Origin of the sequence: Cohnella ginsengisoli (genome assembly GCF_029525555.1) — a bacterium.
GTDB classification, from domain to species: domain Bacteria; phylum Bacillota; class Bacilli; order Paenibacillales; family Paenibacillaceae; genus Cohnella; species Cohnella ginsengisoli.
Genome location: NZ_JAPDHZ010000002.1, coordinates 2,332,196 through 2,356,436, shown reverse-complemented (window position 1 = coordinate 2,356,436; position 24,241 = coordinate 2,332,196). Strand labels below are relative to the sequence as shown.

Here is a 24,241-nt window from a genome sequence, read left to right as displayed (position 1 = left end):
AAGAGGCACGGAGATGCAGCGCAGCGCGGGGAGGAAGAGGCGCTCGCCCCGGTCGTTCGGGCGGAGCCGCTGCGCGAGCTGTCCGCTTCCGGCCTGACCTACCGGTATCCGGAGACGGGAAGGGGCATCGAGGACATCGATCTGACGCTGCCCCGCGGCTCCTTCACCGTGATCACCGGCATGGTCGGCTCGGGCAAGACCACGCTGCTGCGCGCCTTGCTTGGGTTGCTGCCGGCTGAACGCGGCACGATTCAGTGGAACGGCGAGCCCGTCGCGCAGCCCGCCGACTTCTTCGTTCCGCCGCAGAGCGCGTATACGGCCCAGATCCCGAGGCTGTACAGCGCCACCCTGCGGGACAACATCCTGCTCGGCGCGCCGTCGACGCCCGAGGAGCTTGCTGGCGCGCTGCATGCCGCCGTGCTCGAGGAGGACATCGCGGGGCTCAGGGATGGGCTGGAGACGATGGTCGGGCCGCGGGGCGTGAAGCTGTCCGGCGGACAGGCGCAGCGCACGGCTGCTGCGCGCATGCTTGCGCGGGACGCGCAGCTGTACGTGTTCGACGATTTGTCCTCTGCCCTTGACGTGGACACCGAGAGGCGGCTATGGGAGCGCCTGTTCAAGGCCAAGGGCAGCGCGACCTGCCTCGTCGTCTCCCACCGCAAGGCGGCCTTGGCGCGGGCCGACCGGATCGTGCTGCTGAGCGACGGGCGAATCGAAGCGCAGGGCACGGCGAGTGAGTTGCTGGCTTCGAGCGAGAGCTTCCGCAAGCTATGGCAAGGGGAGAGCGCGGAGGAAGTCGGGGAAAAGTAAAATAAAGCGAGGAGGCAGCAAGGCATGGAGAACAGAGAGCGTTTTACCGATCGCGTGGAAACGTACGTGAAGTACAGGCCGAGCTATCCGGCGGCCGCCATCGATTATTTGTACGGGGAAGTCGGCCTCAGGCGCGATTCGCAGGTCGCAGACATCGGCGCTGGCACCGGGATCTTTTCGCGGCTGCTACTAGAGCGGGGGACGCCCGTCACGGCCGTCGAGCCTAACCGCGCGATGCGCGAAGAAGCGGAGCGGGCGCTGGCGGGATATCCAGGCTTCAAGGCGGTGAACGGCGCGGCGGAGCAGACGGGGCTGCCGGACGCTTCCGCGGATTTCATCGTTTCCGCCCAAGCGTTCCACTGGTTCGACCAGGCGGCGGCGAAGCGGGAGTTCCATCGGCTGCTGCGGCCGGCGGGGAAGGCGGCGCTGATCTGGAATACGCGCCTCACGAGCGGCACGCCGTTTCTGGAGGCGTACGAGGCGCTGCTGCTGCGTCTGGGGACCGACTATGCGACGGTGAACCATCGCAATATTACGCAGGAGCAGCTCGCGGCCTTCTTCGAGCCGGGCACGAAGCGCGAAGCGCGGTTTCCCAACCGCCAGCTGTTCGACTTCGACGGCCTGAGCGGACGGCTGCGTTCTTCCTCGTATACCCCCGTACCCGGTCACCCGAACTATGAGCCGATGATGCGCGACCTGCGCGACATCTTCGATCGTTATCAGCAGGATGGATACGTGTCCTTCGATTATGAGACGGAGATTTACACGGGTTCCGTATGAGCGTTGTCCGGCCGTCGGCAGGCTGACGGGCCTGCCTCAAAAGGTTGCTTAGCTTTAGCCGGTTCCACAATATCGCATAGAAGCGCTTGGCAGCTTCTCTTTGTCTTAGATGGCGGCGAAGCCCCACCAAGTGACACTGTACAGCGTCACTTGGCCACGACTGGCACTGAGGTCCGTCATGTAACGCTGTGCAGCGTCTCTTTGCTTCGATTGGCGCCGTAGCCCCGCCTTCGGACCGCGTCCGAAAAACAATTTCATCTTTTTTTAAATTACCGCTTGCAATTCCCTAGGGGATTTGCTAATATAAAAAAAGTCGCTTTTGGGGGAAAACATAAACGAAGACAACGACGACGTTCGCCCTCGGACTGACCATCATACGCGGAAATAGCTCAGTGGTAGAGCATCTCGTTGCCAACGAGAAGGTCGCGGGTTCGAATCCCGTTTTCCGCTCCATCATATGCGCCCTTAGCTCAGCTGGATAGAGCGTCAGACTACGAATCTGAAGGCCGGGAGTTCGAATCTCTCAGGGCGCGCCACTTTAATCATACTGTCGGGACGTAGCTCAGCTTGGTAGAGCACCTGGTTTGGGACCAGGGGGTCGCATGTTCGAATCGTGTCGTCCCGACCATTTTTTTTGCGGGTGTAGTTCAATGGTAGAACCTCAGCCTTCCAAGCTGATGGCGTGGGTTCGATTCCCATCACCCGCTCCAACATCCCATTGCAAGCACGGCCTTGCCATCAAGGCTTTTTTATTTTGAGTACATATGCGGAAATAGCTCAGTGGTAGAGCATCTCGTTGCCAACGAGAAGGTCGCGGGTTCGAATCCCGTTTTCCGCTCCATAACGAACCTTACATCCGCCGACGGCGGATTTTTTGTTTTTGATGATTATCCCAACCAAGATCAAGAATGTGGCGCTTAGCGTCATACGATAACGCCGTGGTCTCGTCCACGGTGAACACTCTCGGTCAAGAACAAGAAAGCTCCGCCGCAAGCTCGCCTGCCGCAAGAAGTCTCAACCGGAAACAGAAGAGCTTTGTCGCAATCTCGCCTGCCGCAAGGAGTCTCAACCGGAAACAGAACTGCTCCGCCGCAACCTCGCCTGCCGCAAGAAGTCTCAAACGAAAACAGAAGAGCTTCGTCGCATCCTCGCCTGCCGCAAGGAGTCTCAACCGGCAACAGAACAGCTCCGCCGCAACCTCGCCTGTCGCAAGAAGTCTCAACCGGAAACAGAACAGCTCCGCCGCAAGCTCGCCTGCCGCAAGAAGTCTCAACCGGAAACAGAAGAGCTTTGTCGCAATCTCGCCTGCCGCAAGGAGTCTCAACCGGAAACAGAACTGCTCCGCCGCAACCTTGCCTGCCGCAAGAAGTCTCAACCGGAAACAGAACCGCTCCGCCGCAAGCTCGCCTGCCGAGGGGGGATGCCGAGCACGCCGGCGAGCGAAGATTCCGCGGGCACGACGACGGCTTCGAGCACATTATTGCTCGGCTTTTGCCTTGGGCTCTCGCGTGTAAGAAAAGTATAAATGGAAAAATCGCGGACGCTCGGCGGGAAGGTAAGCGGGTTGGCGCAAATGAAGCTGCGGGTAGCAGTTACATGTATTATGGATCCGGATCAAGGTTAAAAAAGGCCGGCAATCCCGTAATAACGAACCCTCTGTCCGAAAGTGCGCCGCGAATCGCGATTAGAACAAGAATAAAGGCTCCCCGGTCCGTCAGCTACGCGTTCGTGCGCAAGCCAAAAGGCCGCTGGTGGCCTTTTTTACCTTTAGGACGGCTGAAACGATGATATACTAGAGTCCATACGCCATTTAAGGGAGGTCCTCGCATGTTGGGTCAAATATTCGCGGGCTTGGTCGCCCTGGAGCATGTCTACATTCTGATCCTGGAAATGTTCCTCTGGACGACGCCGCGAGCGATGAAGTCGTTCGGCACTACGCCGGAAACGGCAGCGGCGACCAAGTCGCTGGCCGCCAACCAAGGGCTGTACAACGGATTTCTGGCGGCCGGCCTATGCTGGGGACTGCTGCACCCGAACGGACAGACAGGGCAGCAGATCGAGGTGTTTTTTCTGGCGTGCGTGCTAGTCGCGGCCCTCTTCGGCGGCTTCACGGCCAAGCGATCGATTCTGCTCGTGCAGGGACTGCCGGCCTTGATTGCGCTCGCGCTCGTGCTGTTGACTTAGCGTCGGAGAGCGGCGGGGAACCGGGTTATGCGTACACGCGATGCCAGACGCCGGCGAACTCGGGCACGATGGGCGAGCCGCTCGCCGCGACCTTGTCTCCGGTCTCTTCGCCGAAGAAGAAGCGCGCCAGGCGCTCGGCTTCGTCGGCATCAGCGAACGTATAGTCGAACGGGAAGCATTCGTGGGCGAAGCCGTAGACATCCTCGAGCGCATCATAATAGGAAAGCAAAAAATCGGGCGGGTTCGGCGTCGCAAAGCCGGTGCCCATCGTTTCGAAAATAACGACGGTACCGCCGGGCCGCAGCACGCGGCGAATCTCGTCCAGAATGGCGGCGAGCGCCGTACCGTCCGGGTCCGCATCCGAGGCGGCCGAGTAAGCGATGCTCCAGCCCGAGACGACGAGGTCGGCGCTCGCATCTTCGGCAGGGATGCGCAGGTGCGTGCCGACGGCCGTGCGCCAGTTGCCTGCGCCTGATGCCGTCAGCTTGGACGCGGCCACCTCGAGCATAGCGGGCGACAGATCGACCGCCAGTACGCTGCCGGTTCAGGGCTGCGAGCGGCACCGTCAGCCGGCCGCTGCCGGCGCCGAGGTCAACGACGTCGAGCCCGGCCAGCGGGCGGATCGCGTCGATGCGCGCGCCGAGCGAAGGCTGGGCGGCGATCAGCCGGTCGTATTGCTCCGCTTGGCTGCGGTAGATCTCGTCGTGATTCGGCTCGGACGAGGGCGAGGTAGAAGATGAGGAAGAAGAAGTCATGGCGCAAGCCTCCGCGGATACATAATAGGTATATATTACACGCAGCGGCAATCTTCTGGATAGAGGCGCGCGGCGCTTCGTTGGCGACGGCAAAGCCGTAATGCCGCTAAGGCCGCATGCATGCAAGATGCCGCGGACGGCACGGAATTTAAAGTTTATCCGGCGGCCGCGCAGCCCGGTTCCCGGCTAACCCGATGCGGGTACATTATTTTTGAAGGCCAAAGCCGAGGGGCAGATTTTATAATTCATTTGTAGTATGATGTTTAGAAGATTGTTTAGCGTCGAAAGTCATGATTTTGAGGTGAATGGGATGACAGAAATGGCCACGGCAAGCCGCTCTTCGACCAACCATTTGCTGCGCCGGGACGTGCGGTTCCTGGGCAACATTTTGGGCGAAGTGCTGGTGCACCAGGGCGGCCGCGAGCTGCTCGATCACGTAGAGAAGATCCGGGAGACGAGCAAGGCGCTGCGCGCCGAATTCGTGCCCGAGCTTTACGAAGAATTCGTCAATACGATTACGGGACTGGAGCCGGGCGTCCGTCACCAGGTGATCCGCGCGTTCGCGATCTACTTCCAGCTCGTCAATATCGCCGAGCAGAACCACCGTATCCGCCGCAAGCGCGATTACGAGCGATCTGCGGGCGAAGCCGTCCAGCCGGGCTCTATCGAGAGCGCGATCGTGGAGCTGAAGAACAAGAATCTGCCGCTGAACGAGGTTCAGGAGCTGCTGTCCGGCATCTCGCTCGAGCTGGTCATGACCGCGCACCCGACCGAAGCGATGCGCCGGGCCGTGCTCGACGTGCATAAGCGCATCGCCAACGAGATGATGGAGCTTGACAATCCGTCGCTTACCTACCGCGAGCGCGAGCGCCTGCGGGAGCAGCTGCGCAACGAAGTGCTCACCCTTTGGCAGACCGACGAGCTGCGCGACCGCAAGCCGACGGTCATCGACGAAGTGCGCAACGGCATGTACTTTTTCCACGAGACGCTCTTCAACGTGCTGCCCGACGTCTACGACGAGCTGGAGCGCTGCCTGGCCAAGTACTATCCGGAGCAAAAGTGGCATGTGCCGACGTATCTCCGCTTCGGTACGTGGATCGGCGGCGACCGCGACGGCAACCCGTCCGTGACCGCCGACATCACCTGGCGCACGCTGAACATGCAGCGCAACCTGGTCATCCACAAGTACGAGACGCTGCTGAAGTCCCTCATGCGCAAGATGAGCTTCAGCACGACGATCGTCAAGGTGAATCCGGAGCTGCTCGAATCGATCGAGCAGGAGCGCGAGGCGGTCGAGCTTCGCACGGTGGACCGCTGGACCAACGACCACGAGCCGTACCGCATCAAGATCACCTATATGATCCAGAAGCTGCAGAACATGCGCGAGGAGAAATTCAAGGGAACGCCGCAGCGCTACCACCAGGTATCGGAGTTCATCGCGGACCTGCAGCTGATCGATCGCAGCCTCCGCCATCATTACGCGGATTTCGTCGCCGATACGCATCTGAAGAAGCTGATCCGCCAGGTCGAACTGTTCGGCTTCTATCTGGCCGCGCTGGACGTGCGTCAGCACTCCCAGGAGCACGAGAACGCGATGACCGAGGTGCTGGCGAAGGCAGGCGTCACGGATCGCTACAACGAGCTCGGCGAGGAAGAGAAGATCGAGCTGCTGCACGGGCTGCTGTCGGATTCCCGGCCGCTGCTGCACGCGACGGCATCGCTCAGCGAAGGCGCCAAGGAGTGCCTGGAGGTATACCGGACGATCCACCGCGCGCAGGAAGAATTCGGCGAGGGCTGCATTACGACGTACCTGATCAGCATGACCCGCGGCGCGAGCGACCTGCTTGAGGTCATGGTGTTCGCCAAAGAAGCCGGCCTCGTGCGCCGTACGCCGGATGGCAAGCTCGTCAGCTCGATCCAGTCGGCGCCGCTCTTCGAGACGATCGACGACCTGCACGCAGCGCCGGCGATCATGAAGACGCTGTTCGACCTGCCGGTGTACCGCGAAGCGGTCGCCGCGCGCGGCGACATGCACGAGATCATGCTCGGATACTCCGACAGCAACAAGGACGGCGGCATGGTCACGGCGAACTGGGAGCTGCGCGTCGCGCTGAACAAGATCACCGAGACCGCGGGCGACTACGGCGTCAAGCTGAAGTTCTTCCACGGCCGCGGCGGCGCGCTTGGCCGCGGCGGCATGCCGCTGAACCGCAGCATTCTCGCACAGCCGCCGCACACGATCGGCGCGGGCATCAAGATCACGGAGCAAGGCGAAGTGCTGACGTCCCGCTATTCGATGGAAGGCATCGCCTACCGCAGCCTCGAGCAGGCGACCAGCGCGCTCGTGAAGGCCGCTTACCTGGCGAAGCATCCTTCGCAGGATCAGACGGCCGACGCGCAGTGGGAGGAGATTCTCCCGTCCATCTCGGAGACGGCGCAGACGAAGTACCAGGATCTGATTTTCCGCGACCCGGGCTTCATGACCTTCTTCAAGGAGTCGACGCCGCTGTCCGAAGTCGGCGAGCTGAACATCGGCTCCCGTCCGTCCAAACGCAAGAACAGCGAGCGCTTCGAGGACCTGCGCGCGATTCCTTGGGTATTCGCGTGGACGCAGAGCCGTTACCTGCTGCCAGCCTGGTACGCGGCGGGCACGGCGTTCGAGAAGTACGTCGCCGGCGATCCCGCGAAGCTTGAGACGCTGCGCCGGATGTATCGCGAATACTCGTTCTTCGCGACGCTCGTCGACAATCTGCAGATGGCGCTGGCCAAGGCGGACCTCTTGATCGCGCAGCAGTACGCCGACATGATCAAGGACGACGAGATCCGCACGCGGATTTTCACCCTCGTCCAAGAGGAGTACGACCTGACCAAGCGCATCTTGCTCGAGATTACCGGCCAGGAAGAGATTCTGGACAACGTACCGGTCATCCAAGAGTCGATCCGCCTCCGCAACCCGTACGTCGATCCCCTCAGTTACCTGCAGGTTCAGCTGCTGAGCGAGCTCAGACAGCGCAGGGACGAGGGCGAGGACGACACGGAGCTGCTTCGCGAGGTACTGCTCACGATCAACGGCATCGCCGCCGGCCTGCGCAATACGGGCTGATTCGCAAGATATATCGGATAGGCGGGCCCGGGCGTATGCCCGGGTCCTTTTTTTTGCGGATCGCTAAGGATAAGATTACGGGGAAATCGCTGCTTGCTAACCATCGCGGGCCGCGAATCGCGATATGGACAAAAATAGCGGCTCCTCTGTCCGTTCTCTACGCGCCAATGCGCACACCAAGGGCTGCAGGCATCTTTTTTTAACGACCTCAAAGAATAGTGTAATTGTCTTTTTTAGAAGGGGCGACATTCCCGAGCATCCGCTTCTTGCATTTTTGATACGCGTGCATTACCATTTTCTTGATCGCATCATGCGAAGGGTCTTCCCGACCCAGGCGGGCCTAGCCGTCCTCCCCGCGGGCATCGCGATGCCGAGCGGACGAGGCGGGCCGAGCGCCGGGCGACCGGCGAAGAAGGTGAGGGTTAACACGTTGAAGCCAATTGAGACGCGACTCGCGAAGCTGGCCCGCAAGGGCGATCAGCGCGCGTTCGCGGAGATCGTGGATTTATACAAGGACAAGTTGTTCCATCTGGCTTACCGGATGACGAACAACCGTCAGGAGGCGGAGGACGTCGTTCAGGAGTGCTTCCTGCGCGTATACCGCAACTTGGACCGGTACGATGAAAATCAGAAGTTCTCGACGTGGATCTACCGGATCGCGACGAATCTGTGCATCGACCGGCTGCGCAAGCGCCGCCCGATCTACTCGCTGGACGCCGAGTCGACGGACCACGAGGGGCTCGACGGATACGCGATGCTGCCGAGCGACGACCGGACGCCCGAGAGCGAGCTGATCCTGTCGGAGACGCAGCGCATCATTCGGAACGCGATCGACACGCTGCCTGTGAAGTACAAGTCGGTCATGGTGCTGCGCTACCTGCAGGATATGTCGCTGCAGGAGATCTCGGACGTGCTGGACATGCCGGTGACGACTATCAAGACGCGCGTGCACCGGGGCCGCGAATTCCTGCGCAAGAAGCTGGAGCACAAGCTTTGAAGGGTTCAGCCCATTTTTCCGCCAAAGATGAAACCGCTCCGAGTCGGGAAACGTACAGTATAGAAGCATTCGCAAAGGAGGCTTTATGTTCTCCTGTGCAGAAAGGGATGGCTATCATGAAGTGCAACGATGCCGTAAAGCGGATGCACGATTATCTCGACGGGGATCTGTCCCGCGAGGAGTCCGTGCTGCTGCAGCAACATCTTCGCGAATGTCCGGCCTGCGAGGCGCGCTACGGGGCGCTTGAGCGTACGGAAGCTTTGATATATGCCCAGCCCGTCCCGGCTGCGCCGTCCCATATGACCGACGCCATCATGGCCGCGCTGCCCAAGAAAAGGAGCCCGCGGACATGGACTTCGTGGGTGCAGCGGCATCCGGCGGCTTCGGCGGCGGCGATCTTCCTGGTCGTCATGCTGACCAGCTTCGTCGCGATGTGGAATCAGGACGATCAGCTCAGCCTGAGCGGAGACCTGTCGCACGTCGTGATCGAAGGCAACAAGGTCATCGTGCCCGCCGGCCAGAAGGTCGAAGGCGACCTGACGATCAAGAACGGCGAAGCCGAGGTGCTCGGCGAAGTCGAGGGCAACCTGACCGTCATCGACGGCAACGTGACGCTCGCATCCACCGCGCATATCGCCGGCAAGGTGAAAACCGTGGACCGGGCGCTCGACTGGGCATGGTACAAGGTGACGACCTGGTTCGACACGGTGGCTTACGGGACATGACGGCTGCCGTCCGGCGGCCCTTTGAGGCGGCCTCCCTGGACATCGGGGAGGTTTTTTTTGTATTCTAAACAGGATTTAGAAGTACGTTTATAGAAAACAATATATACATATCCTAAGCGCAATCTGACAAGATTCGGGAAACCCGATCGAGACGCCAGACAGGGGGTGCGTCTTGGATTACTTCGAGAACTTAACGGTGTGGGGCGCCGTCAAGGATGCCGCCGATATCCTCATCGTCAGCTATCTTATATACCGAATGATTCTGCTGGTGCGCGGCACGAAGGCCGTCCAGCTTCTTAAAGGCATCCTGCTGCTCGTGCTCACCTGGGCGCTCAGCACGTGGCTGAACCTGTATACGCTCAAATGGGTGATGAACCAGCTGTTCCCGTTCGGGATCATGACGATTCTGATCATCTTCCAGCCGGAGCTCCGCAGAGCCCTCGAGCAGCTCGGACGCGGTACGCTGTTCAGCCGTTCCTCCCAGGAGGAGCACGACATCAGCCATCCGATCAACGAGGTCATTAAGGCCGTGCAATACCTCGCGAGGCGCAAGATCGGCGCCTTGATCGTCTTCGAGCGGCGTACGGGCCTCGGCGACTACATCGAGACCGGCATCAAGATGAAGTCCGCGATCAGCTCGGAGCTGCTCATCAATATTTTCATCCCCAACACGCCGCTGCACGACGGCGCCGTCATCGTGAGCGGCGGCGAGATTATGGCGGCGGGCTGCTATTTGCCGCTGTCGGAAAATCCGTTCATCTCCAAGGAACTGGGCACCCGGCACCGCGCGGCCATCGGCATCAGCGAGGTATGCGACGCGATCTCGGTCGTCGTCTCCGAGGAGACGGGGCATGTATCGCTCGCGTTGAACGGACAGATCGTGCGGGACATCAAGGAAGAGTCGCTGATCTCCAAGCTGTTCGACGAGCTCCGCCAGACGAACGCGAAGAAGGCCAGGCGGAGCTGGAACATCCCTTGGAAATTCTGGCGGCGGAAAGGCGGTGACGGCCATGGATAAGTGGCTCAGCCATCCGAACGCCGTACGGCTCATCTCGCTGGCCCTCGGCATTCTGCTGTGGGCGGTCGTTCACTTCAATCCGGATTCGACGCCGAATAACGTCGCTTCGCTCATCGAGACGCGCACGTTCACCGACGTGAAGGTTCAGGTGCGCGGACTCGACGAGCAGAGCTACGTGCTGAAGAGCATGGATCCGACCAAGGTCAAGCTTATCGTACGAGGCACGCCGAGCGACCTCCTGGCCGCGCGTTCGGACGGCGGATATATCGTGGAGGCCGATCTAAGCACAGTCAAGTCGGGTACGCATACGATAACGCTAAGAACGGATCTGCCCAGAAGCATTCAGACGATCCAGGTCGAGCCCGCGACCGTGACGGTCGAGCTGGAGGAGCTGCAGACCAAGGAATTCGAGGTTCAAGTGACGCCGACGGGGACGCCGAAGGAAGGCTACAAGGCAGGCGCCCCCCGTGCTGCGTCCGACGAACCGGGTGCATGTCACGTTGCCGGCGAGCGAGATGGACCGCGTCGACCATGTCGGCGGCTCGATCTCCATCGAAGGCGCGGACAAGACGCTCAAGGACAAGAGCGTGAAGCTCGTCGCTTACGACGGGTCCGGGCAGGAGATCCCGGGCGCGGAGGTCGATCCTGCCGTGCTTGAGGTCGAAGTGCCGATCACCAATCCGTTTAAGCAGGTGCCAATCCAACTGAAGCTGATCGGTCAGCTGCCCTCGGGGCTAAGCGTCGAGAATCTCACCCCGAGCGCGGAGCAGGCGACGATCTACGGACCGCAGACGGAGCTGGACAAGATCGACTTCATCGAAGCGGATCTGAATCTGTCCGAGGTGACCAAATCGGGCAAAGTCGACATCACGCTTAACAAATCCGACGCCATCACGGAGGTGTCTCCGGCGGCGATCACCGTCGACGTGCAGGTCGTGCTGACGCAGACGCGCACGATTCAAGGCTTGCCGATCACGATTAAGGGGCTGGGCAACGGCCTCAAGATGCAAATCATGAATCCGGCGAGCGGCCAGGCGGATATTACGTTCAAGGGCGCGCCGGCGGTGCTCGACAAGCTGCAGCCGGGCGACGTCAGCGTCGAGGCCGACCTGAGCGGACGGGGTCCAGGCACGTACACGATTCCGCTGAACGTGAATTCGCCGCGATTCGTGGATCAGAGCGGGGGCAACACCTCGATCGAAGTCGAGATCGCGAACATCGGCACGGAATCGACGCCTACGCCTGGCGTGCCGACGACGGACGAAGCGGCCTCGGGCGGCGTCATCGAGCCGGACGGCGGCGAGCCGACGGGGACGGAGGCAGAGGGGACGGGCGGGACCGTCGGCTCGCCGACATCAAGCCCGTCTCCGACGCCGACACCATCGTCATCATTATCGTCATCGCCATCGCCGACGGATGGCGCTTAGACAGCATCGGCTGAACGAACAACAGTCGTCGGGCAGAACGAATTGGGGACGAAGGGGTCAAGAGGAGCATGGGGAAGTATTTCGGAACGGACGGCGTTCGGGGCGTAGCCAACTTGGAGCTCACCGCCGAGCTTGCTTATAAGATCGGCCGCTGCGGCGGCTACGTACTCGCAGGGGGCGCGCAGCGTCCGAAGGTTATCATCGGTCTCGATACGCGCGTATCGGGCGCGATGCTGGAAAATGCACTGGCGGCGGGTCTGCTGTCGATCGGCGCGGACGTCATTCGCCTCGGCGTCGTGAGCACGCCCGCGGTCGCGTATTTGACGCGCACGCTCGGCGCCGATGCGGGCGTCATGATCTCGGCGTCGCACAATCCGGTGCAGGATAACGGCATTAAGTTTTTCGGCGGCGACGGATTTAAGCTGCTCGACGAAAAGGAAGCGGAGATCGAGCGCCTGCTCGACGCCGAAGAAGATACGCTGCCGCGGCCGGTCGGCAAAGACCTGGGCACGGTGACGACGGATCTGGCGTTGAAGCGGATGTACGTCGATTATTTGAAGCTGACGGTTAAGCATTCGTTCGCCGGTCTCAAGATCGTGCTCGACTGCGCGCACGGGGCGGCCTACGAGCTCGCGCCGACGATCTTCCGGGAGCTGGGCGCGGAGGTCGTCGCGATCGGCGCCGAGCCCAATGGCTTGAACATCAACGAAGGCGTCGGATCGACGCATCCGGATAAGCTGGCGGCGAAGGTGCGGGAGCTGGGCGCCGATCTGGGCCTCGCGTTCGACGGCGACGCGGATCGGCTCATCGCCATCGACGAGAGCGGGGAAGAGGTCGACGGCGACTATATCCTGCTCATCTGCGGCGAAGCGATGCGCGGCCGGGGCAAGCTGAAGCACGACACGGTCGTGACGACGGTTATGGCGAACATCGGCTTCTTCAAAGCCGCCGACAAGCTTGGCCTGACGACGGCGAAGACGGCCGTCGGCGACCGTTACGTGATGGAAGAGATGGTCCGCGGGGGGGTTTAACCTGGGCGGAGAACAGTCCGGCCACGTTATTTTCCTCGATCACAATACGACGGGAGACGGCATTCTGACGGGGCTGCAGCTCGTCGACACGATCGTCGCTTCCGGCAAGAAGCTGGGCGAACTCAAGCAGGTCATGCGCAAATATCCGCAGGTGCTCGTCAACGTTCGCGTCGCGGATAAGTCGAAGTACGAGGGCAATGCGGCGATCGCGGATGCCGTCGCGACGGCGGAGTCGGCGCTCGGCGACAACGGACGCATCCTCGTGCGGCCATCGGGCACGGAGTCGCTCATTCGCGTCATGGCGGAGGGGCCGGACAAGGCGGAGATCGAAGGCCATGTCGACGCGATCGCCGACGTGATTCGCGCGGAGCTCGTCTAATTGACAGCATGCTGGCGCGCCCGGTGTCGACGATGCCGGGCGGTGTCATTTCCTGGGCAATACGGTCATTTGGCGGAAAGTCGCGGATAAAGGTTGCACCGGGTTTTCAAAACGAATATGATGAGTTAGATTATCGGCGCGAGCCGTGGGTAATAAGATAGGAACGGGAACGTCATTCAAGAAGGAAAGGCAGGATCGGGGTCGCCAAGCTTCATAAGCGCCAGAACTTGCCGCCGGCGCGCGGCGAGTTGACGAGGTGGAGGTGTTCGGATGATCGGCGGGGACCTCCCGGCCCAATCGGGGCCGTCAGCCGGAAGACAAAACGCTCAGGGCAACCGGGCGCACAATACGCCGGCACGATAAGAACAACCAATCGGAATCATACTATAGCGGAATGTCCGGCGAACCGGAGCACGGGGACCTCGACATGTCGTGGATATCGGGTAATGCTGATCCTGCGCAAGGCTGCGGCCGGCGGGACGCCTGCGAGGCGCTCGGGCCCAACTTGGCTTAGGGGATCTGCATGCATACCCCTGGTTGTCCGCGGTCTGCTATAGGCGTGCGGCAGCCTGACCGGCTCCGGTACGTCCGTCGGACGTTGACCGAAGCGGAGGCATATATCAATGTGCGGAATTGTCGGATATATCGGATTTAGAGAGTCTCAGCCCATCCTGATCGAAGGGCTCAAGAAGCTGGAATACCGCGGGTACGACTCGGCGGGCATCGCCGTGCATACGGCGCGCGGCCTTGAAGTGACCAAGGCGGTAGGTCGTCTGGTCAACCTGGAAAACCGACTGACGGGCGACCCGCTGTGCGGCACGATCGGCATCGGGCACACGCGCTGGGCGACGCACGGCAAGCCGTCGGATGCCAATTCGCATCCGCATACGGACAACTCACTCAAGTTCTCCGTCGTGCACAACGGCATCATCGAGAACTATCTGGAGCTCAAGGAAGAGCTGATGCTCGCGGGTCATCGCTTCCTGTCCGAGACGGACACGGAGGTTATCTCGCACCTGATCGCCGTCGAATACGAAGGCGATATCGTGAAGGCCGTGCAGAAGGCGGTACGCAAGATGCGCGGCGCATTCGCGCTGGGCGTGCTCACCGAGCATGAGCCGGACCGCCTGGTGGCGGTACGCTATGCGAGCCCGCTCATCATCGGCGTCGGCGAAGGCGAGAAGTTCATCGCTTCGGATATTCCGGCGATCCTCGAATATACGCGCGACATCTATATCCTCGAGGACGGCGAGATGGCGGTGCTGACGCGCGACGGCGTGGAGCTGCTGACGGTAGAAGGTGATCCGGTCGCGAAGGAAGTCTTCCGCGTGAACTGGGATCTGATGACCGCCGAAAAGGGCGGCTACGATCACTTCATGCTGAAGGAGATCTACGAGCAGCCTCGCGCGTACCGCGACACGATGCGCGGACGTATCAGCGAAGACGGTCGCTCGGTCGTCCTGCCAGAGCTGTCGATCACGGCCGAGCAGCTGCGCGCGGTGAGCCGCGTGCACATCGTCGCCTGCGGCACCGCGATGCATGCCGGCATGGTCGGCAAGACGGTCATCGAGCGCCTGGCGCGCATTCCGGTCGAAGTGGACGTCGCGTCGGAGTATCGCTACCGTTCGCCGATCATCACCAAGGATACGCTGGTCATCGTCGTGAGCCAATCCGGCGAGACGGCCGACACGCTGGCCGCGCTTCGCGAAGCCAAGCGCTGCGGCGCCCGCGTGCTGGCGATCACAAACGTTGTGGGCAGCTCGGTCGCGCGCGAAGCCGATGACGTCATCATCACGCTGGCAGGCCCGGAGATCGCCGTCGCATCGACGAAGGCGTACTCCACGATGTTGATCGCGTTTTTCCTGCTCGGGCTTTATATGGCCCAGACGCTGGGCACGCAGGAAGAGGCGGAGATCGCGCACGTCCTGGCCGCGATGGACTCGCTGCCGGAGCAGGTCGAGCGTATCCTCGCCCAGGCCGATACGGTTAAGGGCATCGCCGAGTCGATCGCGAAGTCGAGCAGCCTGTTCTTCATCGGCCGCGGCATCGACTACGCCGTCGCGCTCGAAGGCTCGCTCAAGCTGAAGGAGATCTCGTACATTCACTCCGAAGCTTATGCTGCGGGCGAACTCAAGCACGGCACGCTCGCGCTGATCGAGGACGGCGTGCCCGTCATCGCGCTGCTCACGCAGGAGGACCTGTTCGAGAAGACCGTTAGCAACATTAAAGAAGTGAAGGCGCGCGGCGCCGAGGTGCTCGGCCTCGTCAACGAAGGGCACGAAGAGGAGTCGGCGAAGTCCGTCGACCGCCAATTCGCCATCCCGCGCACGCTCCCGCTGCTCACGCCGGCCCTGTCGGTCATCCCGCTGCAGCTGCTGTCGTACTACGCCTCGCTCGCGCTGGGCCATGACGTGGATAAGCCGCGGAATTTGGCGAAGAGCGTGACTGTCGAATAAGCGGGGGCGAACGGCTTAAGGAGTGACTCATTACAATAAAGTGTTGTTCTGAACCATAAAGTTTTGTTATGGCTGATAAAATTACAAAAAAAGTTTTGTTCTATATACATCATGGGCCGTCCTACAGCATGGGGACGGCCTTACTTTTGTTTAAAGGGGATAATGTAATGAGCATAGGGGACAAGGTGAAGGCCATTCGCAAACAACATCAAATGAATCAAATAGTGTTTGCAAATACTATTGGAATATCCCAAGGCAGATTAAGTGAAATCGAGCAGGGGAAACGAAACCGTCGGCAGAGACTCTTTATGAGTTAAGAAAAAAATTCAGTGTGGATCTTAACTGGCTGTTCGACGAGGAGGAATTATAATTAATGTCCAATGGTGTTCAAGATTTTTATTGTGAGGAAGTATTAAGTGGTAAAACAGATGTAGAAAAAGTCTTAGAAACTGAGAATTCTTTAGCTTTTTATCATAGCCGTCCTTATTATGAAGTACACATAGTTGTGATTCCCAAAAAAACACATTCCTTCGCTCATCGACGTTTCAGATGAAGATATTGTCTTACTGAACGATTTATTTTCGGTAATCCAAAAAAGTATCAAACCAGATAAACGAACAACATGGTGGATGTACTGTATCAACTAATGTTGGAGAATATCAAAGCAATAAACATCTTCATTGGCATGTTCACTACGGAAAAAGAATAAGAGATATTGATGGTACATGGTGCTAGACAAGATTAAGCTAACGGGAGACGTTAGCTCAATCTTGATACGAAGGCAGTTGGATGCCCATCACCTGCCTTCTCATTGAAGTAACGGATAGCGGTTCCAAAATGTGGTATTATAGGGATGTGTTATAAATGACTTTTTGCATCATTCCCCGTATTGAGGTGAAACATGAAAGTTCTAAATTACTTAAGAAGAGCTTATCGCATGCTTGGTTATTATTATTCGAAATTCCAATTGATTGTAATGTCATTTGTAGTTGTCGGAATAGTTGATTATTTTTTCATTTATGAAATTGTCATTTCGTTATCATCATTAGTTCCTATGTTTATTTTAGAAATCGGTCCAGTGATTATTATCCTTTTATCAATAATTCTTATTCGAGGAATCGTTAAATTTAAAAAGAAAATGAAAGAAAACAAAAACTTATTATTTGTTTTTTACCAATAAGCAGCATTTTGCATTTTGTATTTAAAGGAATAAACATATTCGCGCCCAGCAATTGGGCAGATACACAACGCTTACGTGAGACGATAGCAGAACGAGCATCGCGGCAGCCGGTCAGACGATCGGCTGCCGTTTCCGTTGAAGTAACGGGCAGGGTAGCTGAAGGATGAGTTATGCGAAATTGGATAAATCCTAGAAACCACTTTAAAACCCCTCCGCCTTCCCCAACAATGTACGAAGGGCTGGAATAAATCATGGCAAAAAAAAGAAGCACCGAAAATTCAAACAGAGCGATTGATTTTACGTCCAAGAGCGGAAAAAGACATTCCAAATATGCTTAAAATGTTTAACAATGATGAGGTAAGAGAATTTCTTGGAATTAATCCCCCTCGTGATGAACAGTCAATCTTAGAAATGGTTAGGAAGCGTAATGAAAGAAAATGGACTGTCGCATTAAAAGATACTGATGAATTCATTGGTGATGTAATGATTCCAGAAATAGCAGAAGGTTATCTTGGTGAAATTGGTTATCGCTTCATGAGGGAGCATTGGGGATGCGGTTTTGCGTATGAAGCGGTTTCCGCAGTCATTGAGCATTGTAAATGTACATTAAACCTTAAACGCCTGTATGCTACTATTGATAATAAAAATATGAAGTCAAAACAGTTAATTGAAAAACTCGGTTTTACTTTGGTAGCGGTGTTGCCTGAATCGAATTTACTCGGCAGAGTTACCGATGTAGCTTACTATTCTCGTATATTATAAGTATCAAACTCGACTAAGTGATTATGCTAAACATTCCTGTAGAGCTTAAGAAATGAGCTTTGTAAAAAAAGGGAGCGCCTCGGTATGATGGGTTTGTCGACAACACATCAAGGAGGCGCTCTTAAATTGAAGTTTAAGCAATCAGACGCACAAAATCAACGGATTGAACGAATTAGCACCTCGCATCTCGTTGTAGGGATAGACATGGCGAAAGAAACTCATGTAGCTCAGGCTACAAACTTTCGAGGAATCGTTATCTCTTATCGGCATCTCTCATTCTCAAATACTGTGGAAGGGTTTGAGAAGTTGAGGCGCTGGATGAATGAGTTACAGCAGAAGCATCGATTAAAACAGTTCATCATCGGCATGGAGCCTACCGGCCATTACTGGTTTAATCTTGCGAACTGGTTATCGGATAAGGATCTACACGTGGTGATGGTTAACCCTGCTACGACGAAGCGTAACAAGGAAAACCGAGATAACAGCCCCTCAAAAAACGATCCCAAGGATGCGTTGGTCATCGCAGATGCAGTCAGCCGGGGCTTCTACTATGAGTACACGCGTCAATCTCATGCCTTTCAACGATTACGGACGATGATGAGTGACCGGGAATTTTGGGTGACGAACAGCGTACGGCTGCAGAATCGGATCGTACGCTGGCTGGACATTCGCTTCCCCCGAATATCTGTCTGTATTCAAAGACTGGGGCTGCAAGCGGTCATTGTCGACCCTTAAAACCTTCCCTTGCCCGCAAGATCTGGAGACCTATACGGTACCGGATATCATAGATGCTTGGCGAGTTCATATGCAGCGTGCCGGGGGTTCTACGGGGATCGAGAAGGCTGCACAGCTCATTGCTCATGCGAGACGCAGTGTCGGAGATCGAACCGCTGTTGAAGAAGCGAAAGCAGATTTAAAACGGCTTATTGAGGAATACGAACGAGTTACCGCCATGCTTAAACAGATGGAAAAGGACGTCGAGACTCTGCTCTCTGAAATTCCAATGGCTCAGCAGCTCCGTACGATAAAGGGGCTCGGAAAAATCTTCACTGCGGCCATTTTAGCTGGCACAGGAGACTTAAGACAGTATGCACACGGACGTCAGGTGCTTCGGAAGGCTGGACTAAACTTGGCTGAAAGTATGTCTGGTAAGCGAAAAGGGCGAATTGTTCTTTCGAAACGAGGCGACTCAGCCTTGCGAAAATATCTTTATCTTGCGACGGTTCAATTGGTTTGGAATAATCCCGTCTTCCGTCATTTACACGAGCATAATGTACAGAAAAAGAAGATGAAAAAGCAGCAGTCCATCTTTAAGTTAATTGGAAAGCTGGCACGGATTCTAGTCGGTATTGTTCAACGTGGAGAAACGTTCACGCCACAGAAAACCGTTTTGTCCTGGACAGAAGCAGCCTAAAGAAAGCATCACGTATATTGACTCATTCGCAGGATTTTACAAAGAAAGCACGGAGGACCGAGTTCGTTCTCCTTAAGGGCTAAGACCCATCCGCTAAACGCTATCGGTCTCCACACCTTGGACAGGTATAACGAAGGAATGTAAGGGCATTGACCCGTTGAGATCTGGGAGGGTGAACCTCCAGGGGATTGTGGAGTATGCGTGCAGTAGAGTTCGAAAGGGGAATATTTCCTTTTTGTTCCTCTGTTCCTGCATGCTCAGCCCCCCGGCTCAACCGACATCAACTGCGTTGCTTGCTGAGATTAACCTGAATCAGGGTGATGAAATCCTGCGAATGAGTGAGCATATGTGAGATAAATCCTTAAAACCGAGGGACGGAGAACTAGAGAATATAGACACCTTCTCTTGTTAGAAGTGGGGGTCGAATGGAGAAGATAAAATGCACCTTTTACTAATAAGGCATGGGGAGTCAGAAGCGGATATTTTAAAAGTTCACGAGGGTAGAGCTGATTTCCCTCTAACAACACGAGGGCGAAGACAAGTGGAGTTAATGGCAGAGAAAATCAAGAGTGATTTCCCTCCTGAGTTTATCTGGGCTAGCACGTTAAAAAGAGCTAGTGAGACGGCCTCTCATCTTGCAGAATCAATTGGATGTTCAGTCGTATATGAGGAAGCATTAATGGAATACAATAACGGTGTTCAAGCTGGCTTACTATCGAGGAAGCCAAAGAACTTCCAGTTCCGAAGTATTTACATGATAGCTATGAAAAAGGTGAATCATATATAGAGTTTAGAATGCGAGTAGAAACTATATTCTCAAAGATATTATCCTCCTGTACATATGAAAGAATTGCAATTGTTGCTCATGGCGGAGTTATCAATTGTCTCCTTCGTTCATTTTTTAATATGCCAGTCACAAAGGACTTTTATTTTAAGAACGGAGATACGGATATCAGTTGTGTTGAAATAACTGAACCTGGCAAGGTGATTCACTTCTTAAATAATACTTCACATTTAAACGACATGGACTAGATGTAAAGGTTAGTATTTATTCTAGATAGGCAAACCAACGAACCGATCGTGATTCGTTAAGCTATCGAGAGACAATAGCAGAATGAGCAACGCGGCAGCCGGCTAGACGATCGGCTGCCGTTTCTATTAAAGTAACTGGCAGGATAGTCTGAACAATGGCGCAACGATACAATATAACCACCGTAATAAATATCCTCCACATCAAGTGACCTGAGGTGAAAAGGAGTCTATTATGGCGATCTCAATAATTATTTTTAGTGTTATCTTATTCTTAGGTGGAGGGCGCATACTTTACCGAGTATCTGGCGGTAACTATGCATCACTGGTAAGGTGGTCGATCAAGTGCTCCACCTTCTGTTTACTACTTAGCATTATCGCTACTTTGTATGATGATTATCAAGCGAATAAGTCGCTTGATATTTTGATTGGAGTGTTTAGTGGTAAATCATTTCGAAACGGTTAGGGACATGGTGGCGAGGCATCTTCAAATTGACTCTACAGGAAAATGATAAACGCTTGTTGGCTTATACCATTATCCTCGTTATTAATCCGTTCTTGAACTTTTTTATATTGGTTTAGTGATATTGAAACTTTGGAACACCCCATAAATCATTAGGCTATCGGGAGGCGATAGTAAAATAAAGGAAACCGATGAGGCTGCCACGAAAAATAACTGGTAGCCTAACGGTCATTTGATGGGATAGGAGGCATGAATGTGGATTTGGGGGTTGCATTAAATGAGAATCACTTCGATAGCCTTAATCAAACCGTTTTAGAAATACAAAATCTCGTTTCCTCATCGGCGGCAGCTGTATTGATTATCCAAAATGGTGTTGTTGTTAACGAATGGTACTCTGGCAGACACGATCATTCTGAACAAAGTCGGAAAGTTGATGCAAAGTCACAATTTAATATCGGTTCGATCCGAAAAACGTATTTGGGGTTTGCCATAAGTCTTGCGCTCCAAGAAGGAAGACTAAAAGGTCTGGATGATTTTGTTTCTAATTATTTAGATGACGTAGACGATAGCGTAATTACCGGTACAACAATTCGTCATTTGCTTTCACATACTCACGGTCTTTATGAGCCATTGAAGAGAATGTTTCCGGCAGGGACCAATTGGAAATATAATAATGCAGGCGTCAATCTACTTATTAGTATTGTTCAAAAAGTGTTTGATCGTCCCTTGGCAAGCGTCATTAATGATGAAGTTTTGAGACGTTATGGCCTCACGGAAACGGGATGGAGAAAGGAGCAGAGCGAGAACCTTGTTTGGGTAAACGAGACCTATTCGGGTGAGCATGGAGGAGAAGCTAACCTATTTGCTAGTACACGAGATTTGGCATATTGGGGATATTTGCATCTGACCAAGGGTAGTTATCAGGGAGACCAACTTCTCCCTAAAACTATCTTCCAACGAGCAGTGGAGATTACTACCCCTTCCTCACTTGATGATACTTTGCCTCGCAATGGATTCTTTTGGTGGGTACAGGATAGGCCACGCTCAATGTCGGAATTGGGACAACAACTTCCAAAGGGATCATTTCAATCACTCGGGATTTTTGGGAATGCTCTTTTGGTTATCCCCGAATATAACGTAGTGGCAGTGCGAATGTTAAATCAAATTGAACGCAATCCCGAAGGATACAATTACTTAAAAGACATACAGAATTTTCGTAACAAGGTTCTTGAATGCATTTTATCAAACGAAATATTGAAGTAACGGGAGACGTTAGCTCAGTAACGTGGTCCCGATGATGAAAATCATTCGGGACGCTTATCTAATGAATCGCTTGATATCGCTCACCGGAGAGAAGCCGAACAGGCGCGCATATTCCCGGCTGAATTGGGAGGGGCTCTCATAGCCTACCTCGAACGCGATATCTGCCACGTGGGTAGATTCGGTTAACAGCCGACGGCGCGCTTCCTGCAGTCGGATTTGCTTCTGATACTGTACCGGAGTCATGGCGGTCATTTCTTTAAAGTGACGATATAACGAGGAAGTGCTCATGTTCGCCAGTTCAGCTAATTCTTCGATGCGCAGCGGCTGGTTGTAATCCCTCTTGATCCGCTCGACCACTTCTGCGATGGAGGCGTAATTGCTTCCAGCCATGGCAAGCTGCTTGAACACATCCCCGTGATCGTCGCTAAGGAGTCTGTAAATCATCTCACGTATGACGAGGGGCGCCAGAGCCGGAATGTCCTTCGGCGTCTCTAACAGGCCTACGAGTCTGACGGCTGCATCGAGGAGGGCCATATTCATTTTGCCTACGAATAGCCCTCTGCGATAGCGATTGGTGCTGTCGGGAAGTAGTTCCGTCTCCTTCATGATCTGAAAGATTTGGCTGGCCTCCAAATCCAGACGAATCGCCAGGTAGGGAAATTCAGGAGAGGGCTGAGTAGCCCGGCCGGTTATCGGTACATCCAGGGACACCGCCAAATAATCGGATACCCCGTATTGGTAGCGCTCGCCTGCGAGCATGATCACCTTCTCGCCTTGAGCTACAATGCATAGCGATGGCTTTTGTATTCTGCATATCGGAACCTCGGAGCGGGAATCGCGGACCAGGTGCAACGAGGGGATCGGGGTAGCGTGGTCGCCATCTGCGCCAGAGAACTTCTCGACGAGCTGCGCAAGCTCCAACTGTTTAAAGTATGTTTTTTTGAGCGTCATCCAGCATGTGCATCCCTCCCATTACTGTGTTCCATTTTAATCATCATAAATTCTTGAACTGCAATTGTTAAGCGGATGAAAATAATAGGCAAGAATGCGGGAGTAATATTCTAACGGATAATAGCCTGGAAGGTACATAATAAGTTTGTTCCCACAACGCAATAGCGACGATTAGCCATTGGAGGAGAGAATATGCAACCAGCTAAAGTATGGTACGTGACCGGTGCTTCAAAAGGACTGGGATTATCCCTGGTTAGAAAATTGATTCAGCGCGGATATAGAGTCGCAGCAACTTCACGTAACATAGAAGATTTAAAGCAAGCTGTGGGTGAGGCGCAAGAAGGACAATTCTTGCCGTTGGCGGTCGATCTGACCCAAGCAGATTCGATCCGGACATCCGTGAACAAGACGTACGAGCAGTTCGGGCAAATCGATGTGGCCGTTAACAATGCAGGCTATGGCATCGGTGGTGCGATTGAGGAGCTGTCGCAGAAGGAGATCATGGCCAACTTTGAAGTCAATGTATTTGGTCCGATCCATGTCATTCAAAGTGTACTGCCCTATATGCGGAAGAAGCGTTCAGGACATATCTTCAATATCGCTTCCATTGCCGGCTTCGCTCCGCATATGGGCTGGAGCGTGTATGCCGCCACGAAGTTCTCGCTCATGGGATTGACAACGGTGCTTGCTCAGGATGTGAAATCTCTGGGAATCAAAGTGACAGCAGTAGCGCCCGGCGGATTTAGAACGCAGTTCAATAAGGCGGATTCCCTGGTTTTGGCTGCCCATAAAATGGAGGATTACAGCGAGCTTCACGCGGGGCACAACCGGTTCATCGCGACAGACGGTAAGCAGCCTGGCGATCCTGAAAAGGCGGCAGAGGTGTTCATCGATCTGGCGGAATCGTCGAATCCCCCGGTCCAATTGTTCTTGGGCAGCGATGCTTACCGGAGAGCGTCCGAGAAGCTGGATCAATTGCGTGAAGAGCTGGAAGCGAACAAGGAAATCAGCTTTAGAACTGATTTTGAATAGGCATGATTCTCAATCTACGCCGATAATTCCATCCTTCACCAAACTATAGATCGTTACGCCCGACAATTCGTTTTCTATCGTCGATTGGACTTTCGTATATACGCCTTCTAATAAAAACGGCATCTTACTTCCTACCGGACAGGCCGGGTTTGTATGCTTATGAACGACAAAAGCTTCCGGATTATCTTCCATGGTGGCCCGGTAAACATCCAATAGCGTGATATGTGTCGCCTCTTTAGCCAGCCTTATCGCCGCATTCGTCCCAAGGGTAGATGCAATAAGACCCGCTTTCGTAAGTCTTCTCATTATTCTTCTGATCGCCGCCGGATTAGCGTTCACACTCATCGCCAGCAGCTCGGACGTGGTACGACCCTCTTTATTGAATTCAAGAAAGCATAAAATATGAACCGCTACAGAAAACTGTTGGCTTCGGTTTGCCATTGAGGAATGATCCTTCCTTCGTCTAAGCTTATAGTCAGTGT

At 55.2% G+C, this 24,241-nt stretch carries 21 protein-coding genes, 5 tRNA genes and 3 pseudogenes; 24 read left to right on the top strand and 5 right to left on the bottom strand.

The window, feature by feature from the left end; all coding sequences use genetic code 11:
• Positions 1 to 168 precede the first annotated feature (168 nt).
• The 7 genes from OMP38_RS35755 (at position 169) to OMP38_RS10990 (ending at position 2,431) form a co-directional block, all read left to right on the top strand.
• Complete coding sequence (locus OMP38_RS35755) at positions 169 to 810, top strand: ATP-binding cassette domain-containing protein (protein ID WP_420869610.1); 642 nt, start codon at positions 169 to 171, stop codon at positions 808 to 810.
• Between the two features lie 24 nt (positions 811 to 834).
• Positions 835 to 1,590: a class I SAM-dependent methyltransferase gene (locus OMP38_RS11015; RefSeq protein WP_277565100.1), complete on the top strand. Its 756-nt coding sequence runs from the start codon at positions 835 to 837 to the stop codon at positions 1,588 to 1,590.
• 378 nt (positions 1,591 to 1,968) lie between these two features.
• Positions 1,969 to 2,043: transfer RNA gene (locus OMP38_RS11010), tRNA-Gly, on the top strand.
• Positions 2,044 to 2,049: 6 nt separating this feature from the next.
• Positions 2,050 to 2,126 (top strand) — tRNA-Arg (locus OMP38_RS11005).
• 15 nt (positions 2,127 to 2,141) lie between these two features.
• Positions 2,142 to 2,218 (top strand) — tRNA-Pro (locus OMP38_RS11000).
• A gap of 8 nt (positions 2,219 to 2,226) precedes the next feature.
• A tRNA-Gly gene (locus OMP38_RS10995) sits at positions 2,227 to 2,300 on the top strand.
• Positions 2,301 to 2,356: 56 nt separating this feature from the next.
• Positions 2,357 to 2,431: transfer RNA gene (locus tag OMP38_RS10990), tRNA-Gly, on the top strand.
• 126 nt (positions 2,432 to 2,557) lie between these two features.
• Here OMP38_RS10990 and OMP38_RS10985 read toward each other — a convergent pair.
• Positions 2,558 to 2,965, bottom strand: coding sequence for a hypothetical protein (locus OMP38_RS10985; RefSeq protein WP_277565099.1), 408 nt, complete (start codon positions 2,963 to 2,965; stop codon positions 2,558 to 2,560).
• A 452-nt stretch (positions 2,966 to 3,417) separates the two neighbouring features.
• Here OMP38_RS10985 and OMP38_RS10980 point away from each other — a divergent pair, with 452 nt between their 5' ends.
• Complete coding sequence (locus OMP38_RS10980; RefSeq protein ID WP_277565098.1) at positions 3,418 to 3,774, top strand: DUF1304 domain-containing protein; 357 nt, start codon at positions 3,418 to 3,420, stop codon at positions 3,772 to 3,774.
• Between the two features lie 25 nt (positions 3,775 to 3,799).
• Here the strand turns inward: OMP38_RS10980 and OMP38_RS10975 are convergent, their stop codons facing one another.
• Positions 3,800 to 4,282 (bottom strand): class I SAM-dependent methyltransferase, encoded by a 483-nt coding sequence (locus OMP38_RS10975; protein ID WP_338130456.1) that lies wholly within the window; start codon positions 4,280 to 4,282, stop codon positions 3,800 to 3,802.
• Here OMP38_RS10975 and OMP38_RS34605 point away from each other — a divergent pair.
• The 11 genes and pseudogenes from OMP38_RS34605 to OMP38_RS34600 all read left to right on the top strand — a co-directional run bounded on the left by OMP38_RS34605 (position 4,260) and on the right by OMP38_RS34600 (position 16,218).
• Positions 4,260 to 4,514 carry a hypothetical protein gene (locus tag OMP38_RS34605; RefSeq protein WP_338130455.1) on the top strand — a complete coding sequence of 85 codons (255 nt, stop codon included), beginning with the start codon at positions 4,260 to 4,262 and terminating at the stop codon, positions 4,512 to 4,514. The genes OMP38_RS10975 and OMP38_RS34605 overlap by 23 nt on opposite strands.
• A gap of 325 nt (positions 4,515 to 4,839) precedes the next feature.
• On the top strand, positions 4,840 to 7,632 hold the full coding sequence (ppc, locus tag OMP38_RS10970; RefSeq protein ID WP_277565097.1) for a phosphoenolpyruvate carboxylase: 2,793 nt from the start codon (positions 4,840 to 4,842) through the stop codon (positions 7,630 to 7,632).
• Between the two features lie 439 nt (positions 7,633 to 8,071).
• Positions 8,072 to 8,629, top strand: a complete 558-nt coding sequence (sigW, locus tag OMP38_RS10965; RefSeq protein ID WP_420869633.1) for an RNA polymerase sigma factor SigW — start codon at positions 8,072 to 8,074, stop codon at positions 8,627 to 8,629.
• Between the two features lie 116 nt (positions 8,630 to 8,745).
• Positions 8,746 to 9,354 (top strand): zf-HC2 domain-containing protein, encoded by a 609-nt coding sequence (locus OMP38_RS10960; protein ID WP_277565095.1) that lies wholly within the window; start codon positions 8,746 to 8,748, stop codon positions 9,352 to 9,354.
• A 172-nt stretch (positions 9,355 to 9,526) separates the two neighbouring features.
• Positions 9,527 to 10,372 carry a diadenylate cyclase CdaA gene (gene cdaA / locus OMP38_RS10955; protein WP_277565094.1) on the top strand — a complete coding sequence of 282 codons (846 nt, stop codon included), beginning with the start codon at positions 9,527 to 9,529 and terminating at the stop codon, positions 10,370 to 10,372.
• On the top strand, positions 10,365 to 11,030 hold the full coding sequence (locus OMP38_RS10950) for a CdaR family protein (RefSeq protein ID WP_277565093.1): 666 nt from the start codon (positions 10,365 to 10,367) through the stop codon (positions 11,028 to 11,030). The genes cdaA and OMP38_RS10950 overlap by 8 nt, the downstream gene beginning before the upstream one ends.
• The gene (locus OMP38_RS10945; RefSeq protein ID WP_277565236.1) at positions 10,960 to 11,799 is read left to right on the top strand and encodes a CdaR family protein; all 840 of its coding nucleotides are present in this window, start codon (positions 10,960 to 10,962) and stop codon (positions 11,797 to 11,799) included. The genes OMP38_RS10950 and OMP38_RS10945 overlap by 71 nt, the downstream gene beginning before the upstream one ends.
• Positions 11,800 to 11,867: 68 nt before the next feature.
• Positions 11,868 to 13,209 (top strand): annotated as a pseudogene (gene glmM / locus OMP38_RS10940) (phosphoglucosamine mutase).
• 623 nt (positions 13,210 to 13,832) lie between these two features.
• Entirely contained in the window at positions 13,833 to 15,665 is a 1,833-nt protein-coding gene (gene glmS / locus OMP38_RS10935) for a glutamine--fructose-6-phosphate transaminase (isomerizing) (RefSeq protein WP_277565092.1), read from the top strand.
• A 68-nt stretch (positions 15,666 to 15,733) separates the two neighbouring features.
• Positions 15,734 to 15,982: a helix-turn-helix domain-containing protein gene (locus OMP38_RS35750; RefSeq protein ID WP_420869609.1), complete on the top strand. Its 249-nt coding sequence runs from the start codon at positions 15,734 to 15,736 to the stop codon at positions 15,980 to 15,982.
• A 56-nt stretch (positions 15,983 to 16,038) separates the two neighbouring features.
• A complete protein-coding gene (locus tag OMP38_RS34600) occupies positions 16,039 to 16,218 on the top strand; it encodes an HIT domain-containing protein (protein ID WP_338130454.1) in 180 nt (59 codons plus the stop codon).
• 574 nt (positions 16,219 to 16,792) lie between these two features.
• Here OMP38_RS34600 and OMP38_RS10925 read toward each other — a convergent pair.
• Complete coding sequence (locus OMP38_RS10925) at positions 16,793 to 17,152, bottom strand: hypothetical protein (RefSeq protein WP_277565091.1); 360 nt, start codon at positions 17,150 to 17,152, stop codon at positions 16,793 to 16,795.
• Between the two features lie 23 nt (positions 17,153 to 17,175).
• On the opposite strand from OMP38_RS10925, the gene OMP38_RS10920 reads away from it, so the two are divergent.
• From OMP38_RS10920 to OMP38_RS10905, 4 genes and pseudogenes are all read left to right on the top strand, one after another.
• Positions 17,176 to 17,607 carry a GNAT family N-acetyltransferase gene (locus tag OMP38_RS10920; protein WP_277565090.1) on the top strand — a complete coding sequence of 144 codons (432 nt, stop codon included), beginning with the start codon at positions 17,176 to 17,178 and terminating at the stop codon, positions 17,605 to 17,607.
• A gap of 126 nt (positions 17,608 to 17,733) precedes the next feature.
• Positions 17,734 to 19,021: pseudogene (locus OMP38_RS10915) on the top strand (IS110 family RNA-guided transposase).
• A gap of 439 nt (positions 19,022 to 19,460) precedes the next feature.
• Positions 19,461 to 20,053, top strand: a pseudogene (locus OMP38_RS10910) (histidine phosphatase family protein).
• Between the two features lie 715 nt (positions 20,054 to 20,768).
• On the top strand, positions 20,769 to 21,776 hold the full coding sequence (locus tag OMP38_RS10905; protein WP_420869608.1) for a serine hydrolase domain-containing protein: 1,008 nt from the start codon (positions 20,769 to 20,771) through the stop codon (positions 21,774 to 21,776).
• Positions 21,777 to 21,830: 54 nt separating this feature from the next.
• Here OMP38_RS10905 and OMP38_RS10900 read toward each other — a convergent pair whose 3' ends face one another.
• Positions 21,831 to 22,727, bottom strand: a complete 897-nt coding sequence (locus OMP38_RS10900) for an AraC family transcriptional regulator (protein ID WP_277565088.1) — start codon at positions 22,725 to 22,727, stop codon at positions 21,831 to 21,833.
• 192 nt (positions 22,728 to 22,919) lie between these two features.
• Here OMP38_RS10900 and OMP38_RS10895 point away from each other — a divergent pair, with 192 nt between their 5' ends.
• Positions 22,920 to 23,759: an SDR family NAD(P)-dependent oxidoreductase gene (locus OMP38_RS10895; RefSeq protein WP_277565087.1), complete on the top strand. Its 840-nt coding sequence runs from the start codon at positions 22,920 to 22,922 to the stop codon at positions 23,757 to 23,759.
• A 9-nt stretch (positions 23,760 to 23,768) separates the two neighbouring features.
• Here OMP38_RS10895 and OMP38_RS10890 read toward each other — a convergent pair whose 3' ends face one another.
• Positions 23,769 to 24,200, bottom strand: a complete 432-nt coding sequence (locus OMP38_RS10890) for an Rrf2 family transcriptional regulator (RefSeq protein ID WP_277565086.1) — start codon at positions 24,198 to 24,200, stop codon at positions 23,769 to 23,771.
• Positions 24,201 to 24,241 lie beyond the last annotated feature (41 nt).

What these genes read in the sequence shown, in the direction of transcription:
- OMP38_RS11015 (WP_277565100.1), top strand. Translation starts at nt 835, where the DNA reads ATGGAGAACAGAGAGCGTTTTACCGATCGCGTGGAAACGTACGTGAAG.
- OMP38_RS10980 (WP_277565098.1), top strand. Translation starts at nt 3,418, where the DNA reads ATGTTGGGTCAAATATTCGCGGGCTTGGTCGCCCTGGAGCATGTCTAC.
- OMP38_RS10975 (WP_338130456.1), bottom strand. Translation starts at nt 4,282, where the DNA reads ATGCTCGAGGTGGCCGCGTCCAAGCTGACGGCATCAGGCGCAGGCAAC.
- ppc (WP_277565097.1), top strand. Translation starts at nt 4,840, where the DNA reads ATGACAGAAATGGCCACGGCAAGCCGCTCTTCGACCAACCATTTGCTG.
- OMP38_RS10960 (WP_277565095.1), top strand. Translation starts at nt 8,746, where the DNA reads ATGAAGTGCAACGATGCCGTAAAGCGGATGCACGATTATCTCGACGGG.
- OMP38_RS10950 (WP_277565093.1), top strand. Translation starts at nt 10,365, where the DNA reads ATGGATAAGTGGCTCAGCCATCCGAACGCCGTACGGCTCATCTCGCTG.
- glmS (WP_277565092.1), top strand. Translation starts at nt 13,833, where the DNA reads ATGTGCGGAATTGTCGGATATATCGGATTTAGAGAGTCTCAGCCCATC.
- OMP38_RS35750 (WP_420869609.1), top strand. Translation starts at nt 15,734, where the DNA reads ATGGCTGATAAAATTACAAAAAAAGTTTTGTTCTATATACATCATGGG.
- OMP38_RS34600 (WP_338130454.1), top strand. Translation starts at nt 16,039, where the DNA reads ATGTCCAATGGTGTTCAAGATTTTTATTGTGAGGAAGTATTAAGTGGT.
- OMP38_RS10920 (WP_277565090.1), top strand. Translation starts at nt 17,176, where the DNA reads ATGCTTAAAATGTTTAACAATGATGAGGTAAGAGAATTTCTTGGAATT.
- OMP38_RS10900 (WP_277565088.1), bottom strand. Translation starts at nt 22,727, where the DNA reads ATGACGCTCAAAAAAACATACTTTAAACAGTTGGAGCTTGCGCAGCTC.
- OMP38_RS10895 (WP_277565087.1), top strand. Translation starts at nt 22,920, where the DNA reads ATGCAACCAGCTAAAGTATGGTACGTGACCGGTGCTTCAAAAGGACTG.
- OMP38_RS10890 (WP_277565086.1), bottom strand. Translation starts at nt 24,200, where the DNA reads ATGGCAAACCGAAGCCAACAGTTTTCTGTAGCGGTTCATATTTTATGC.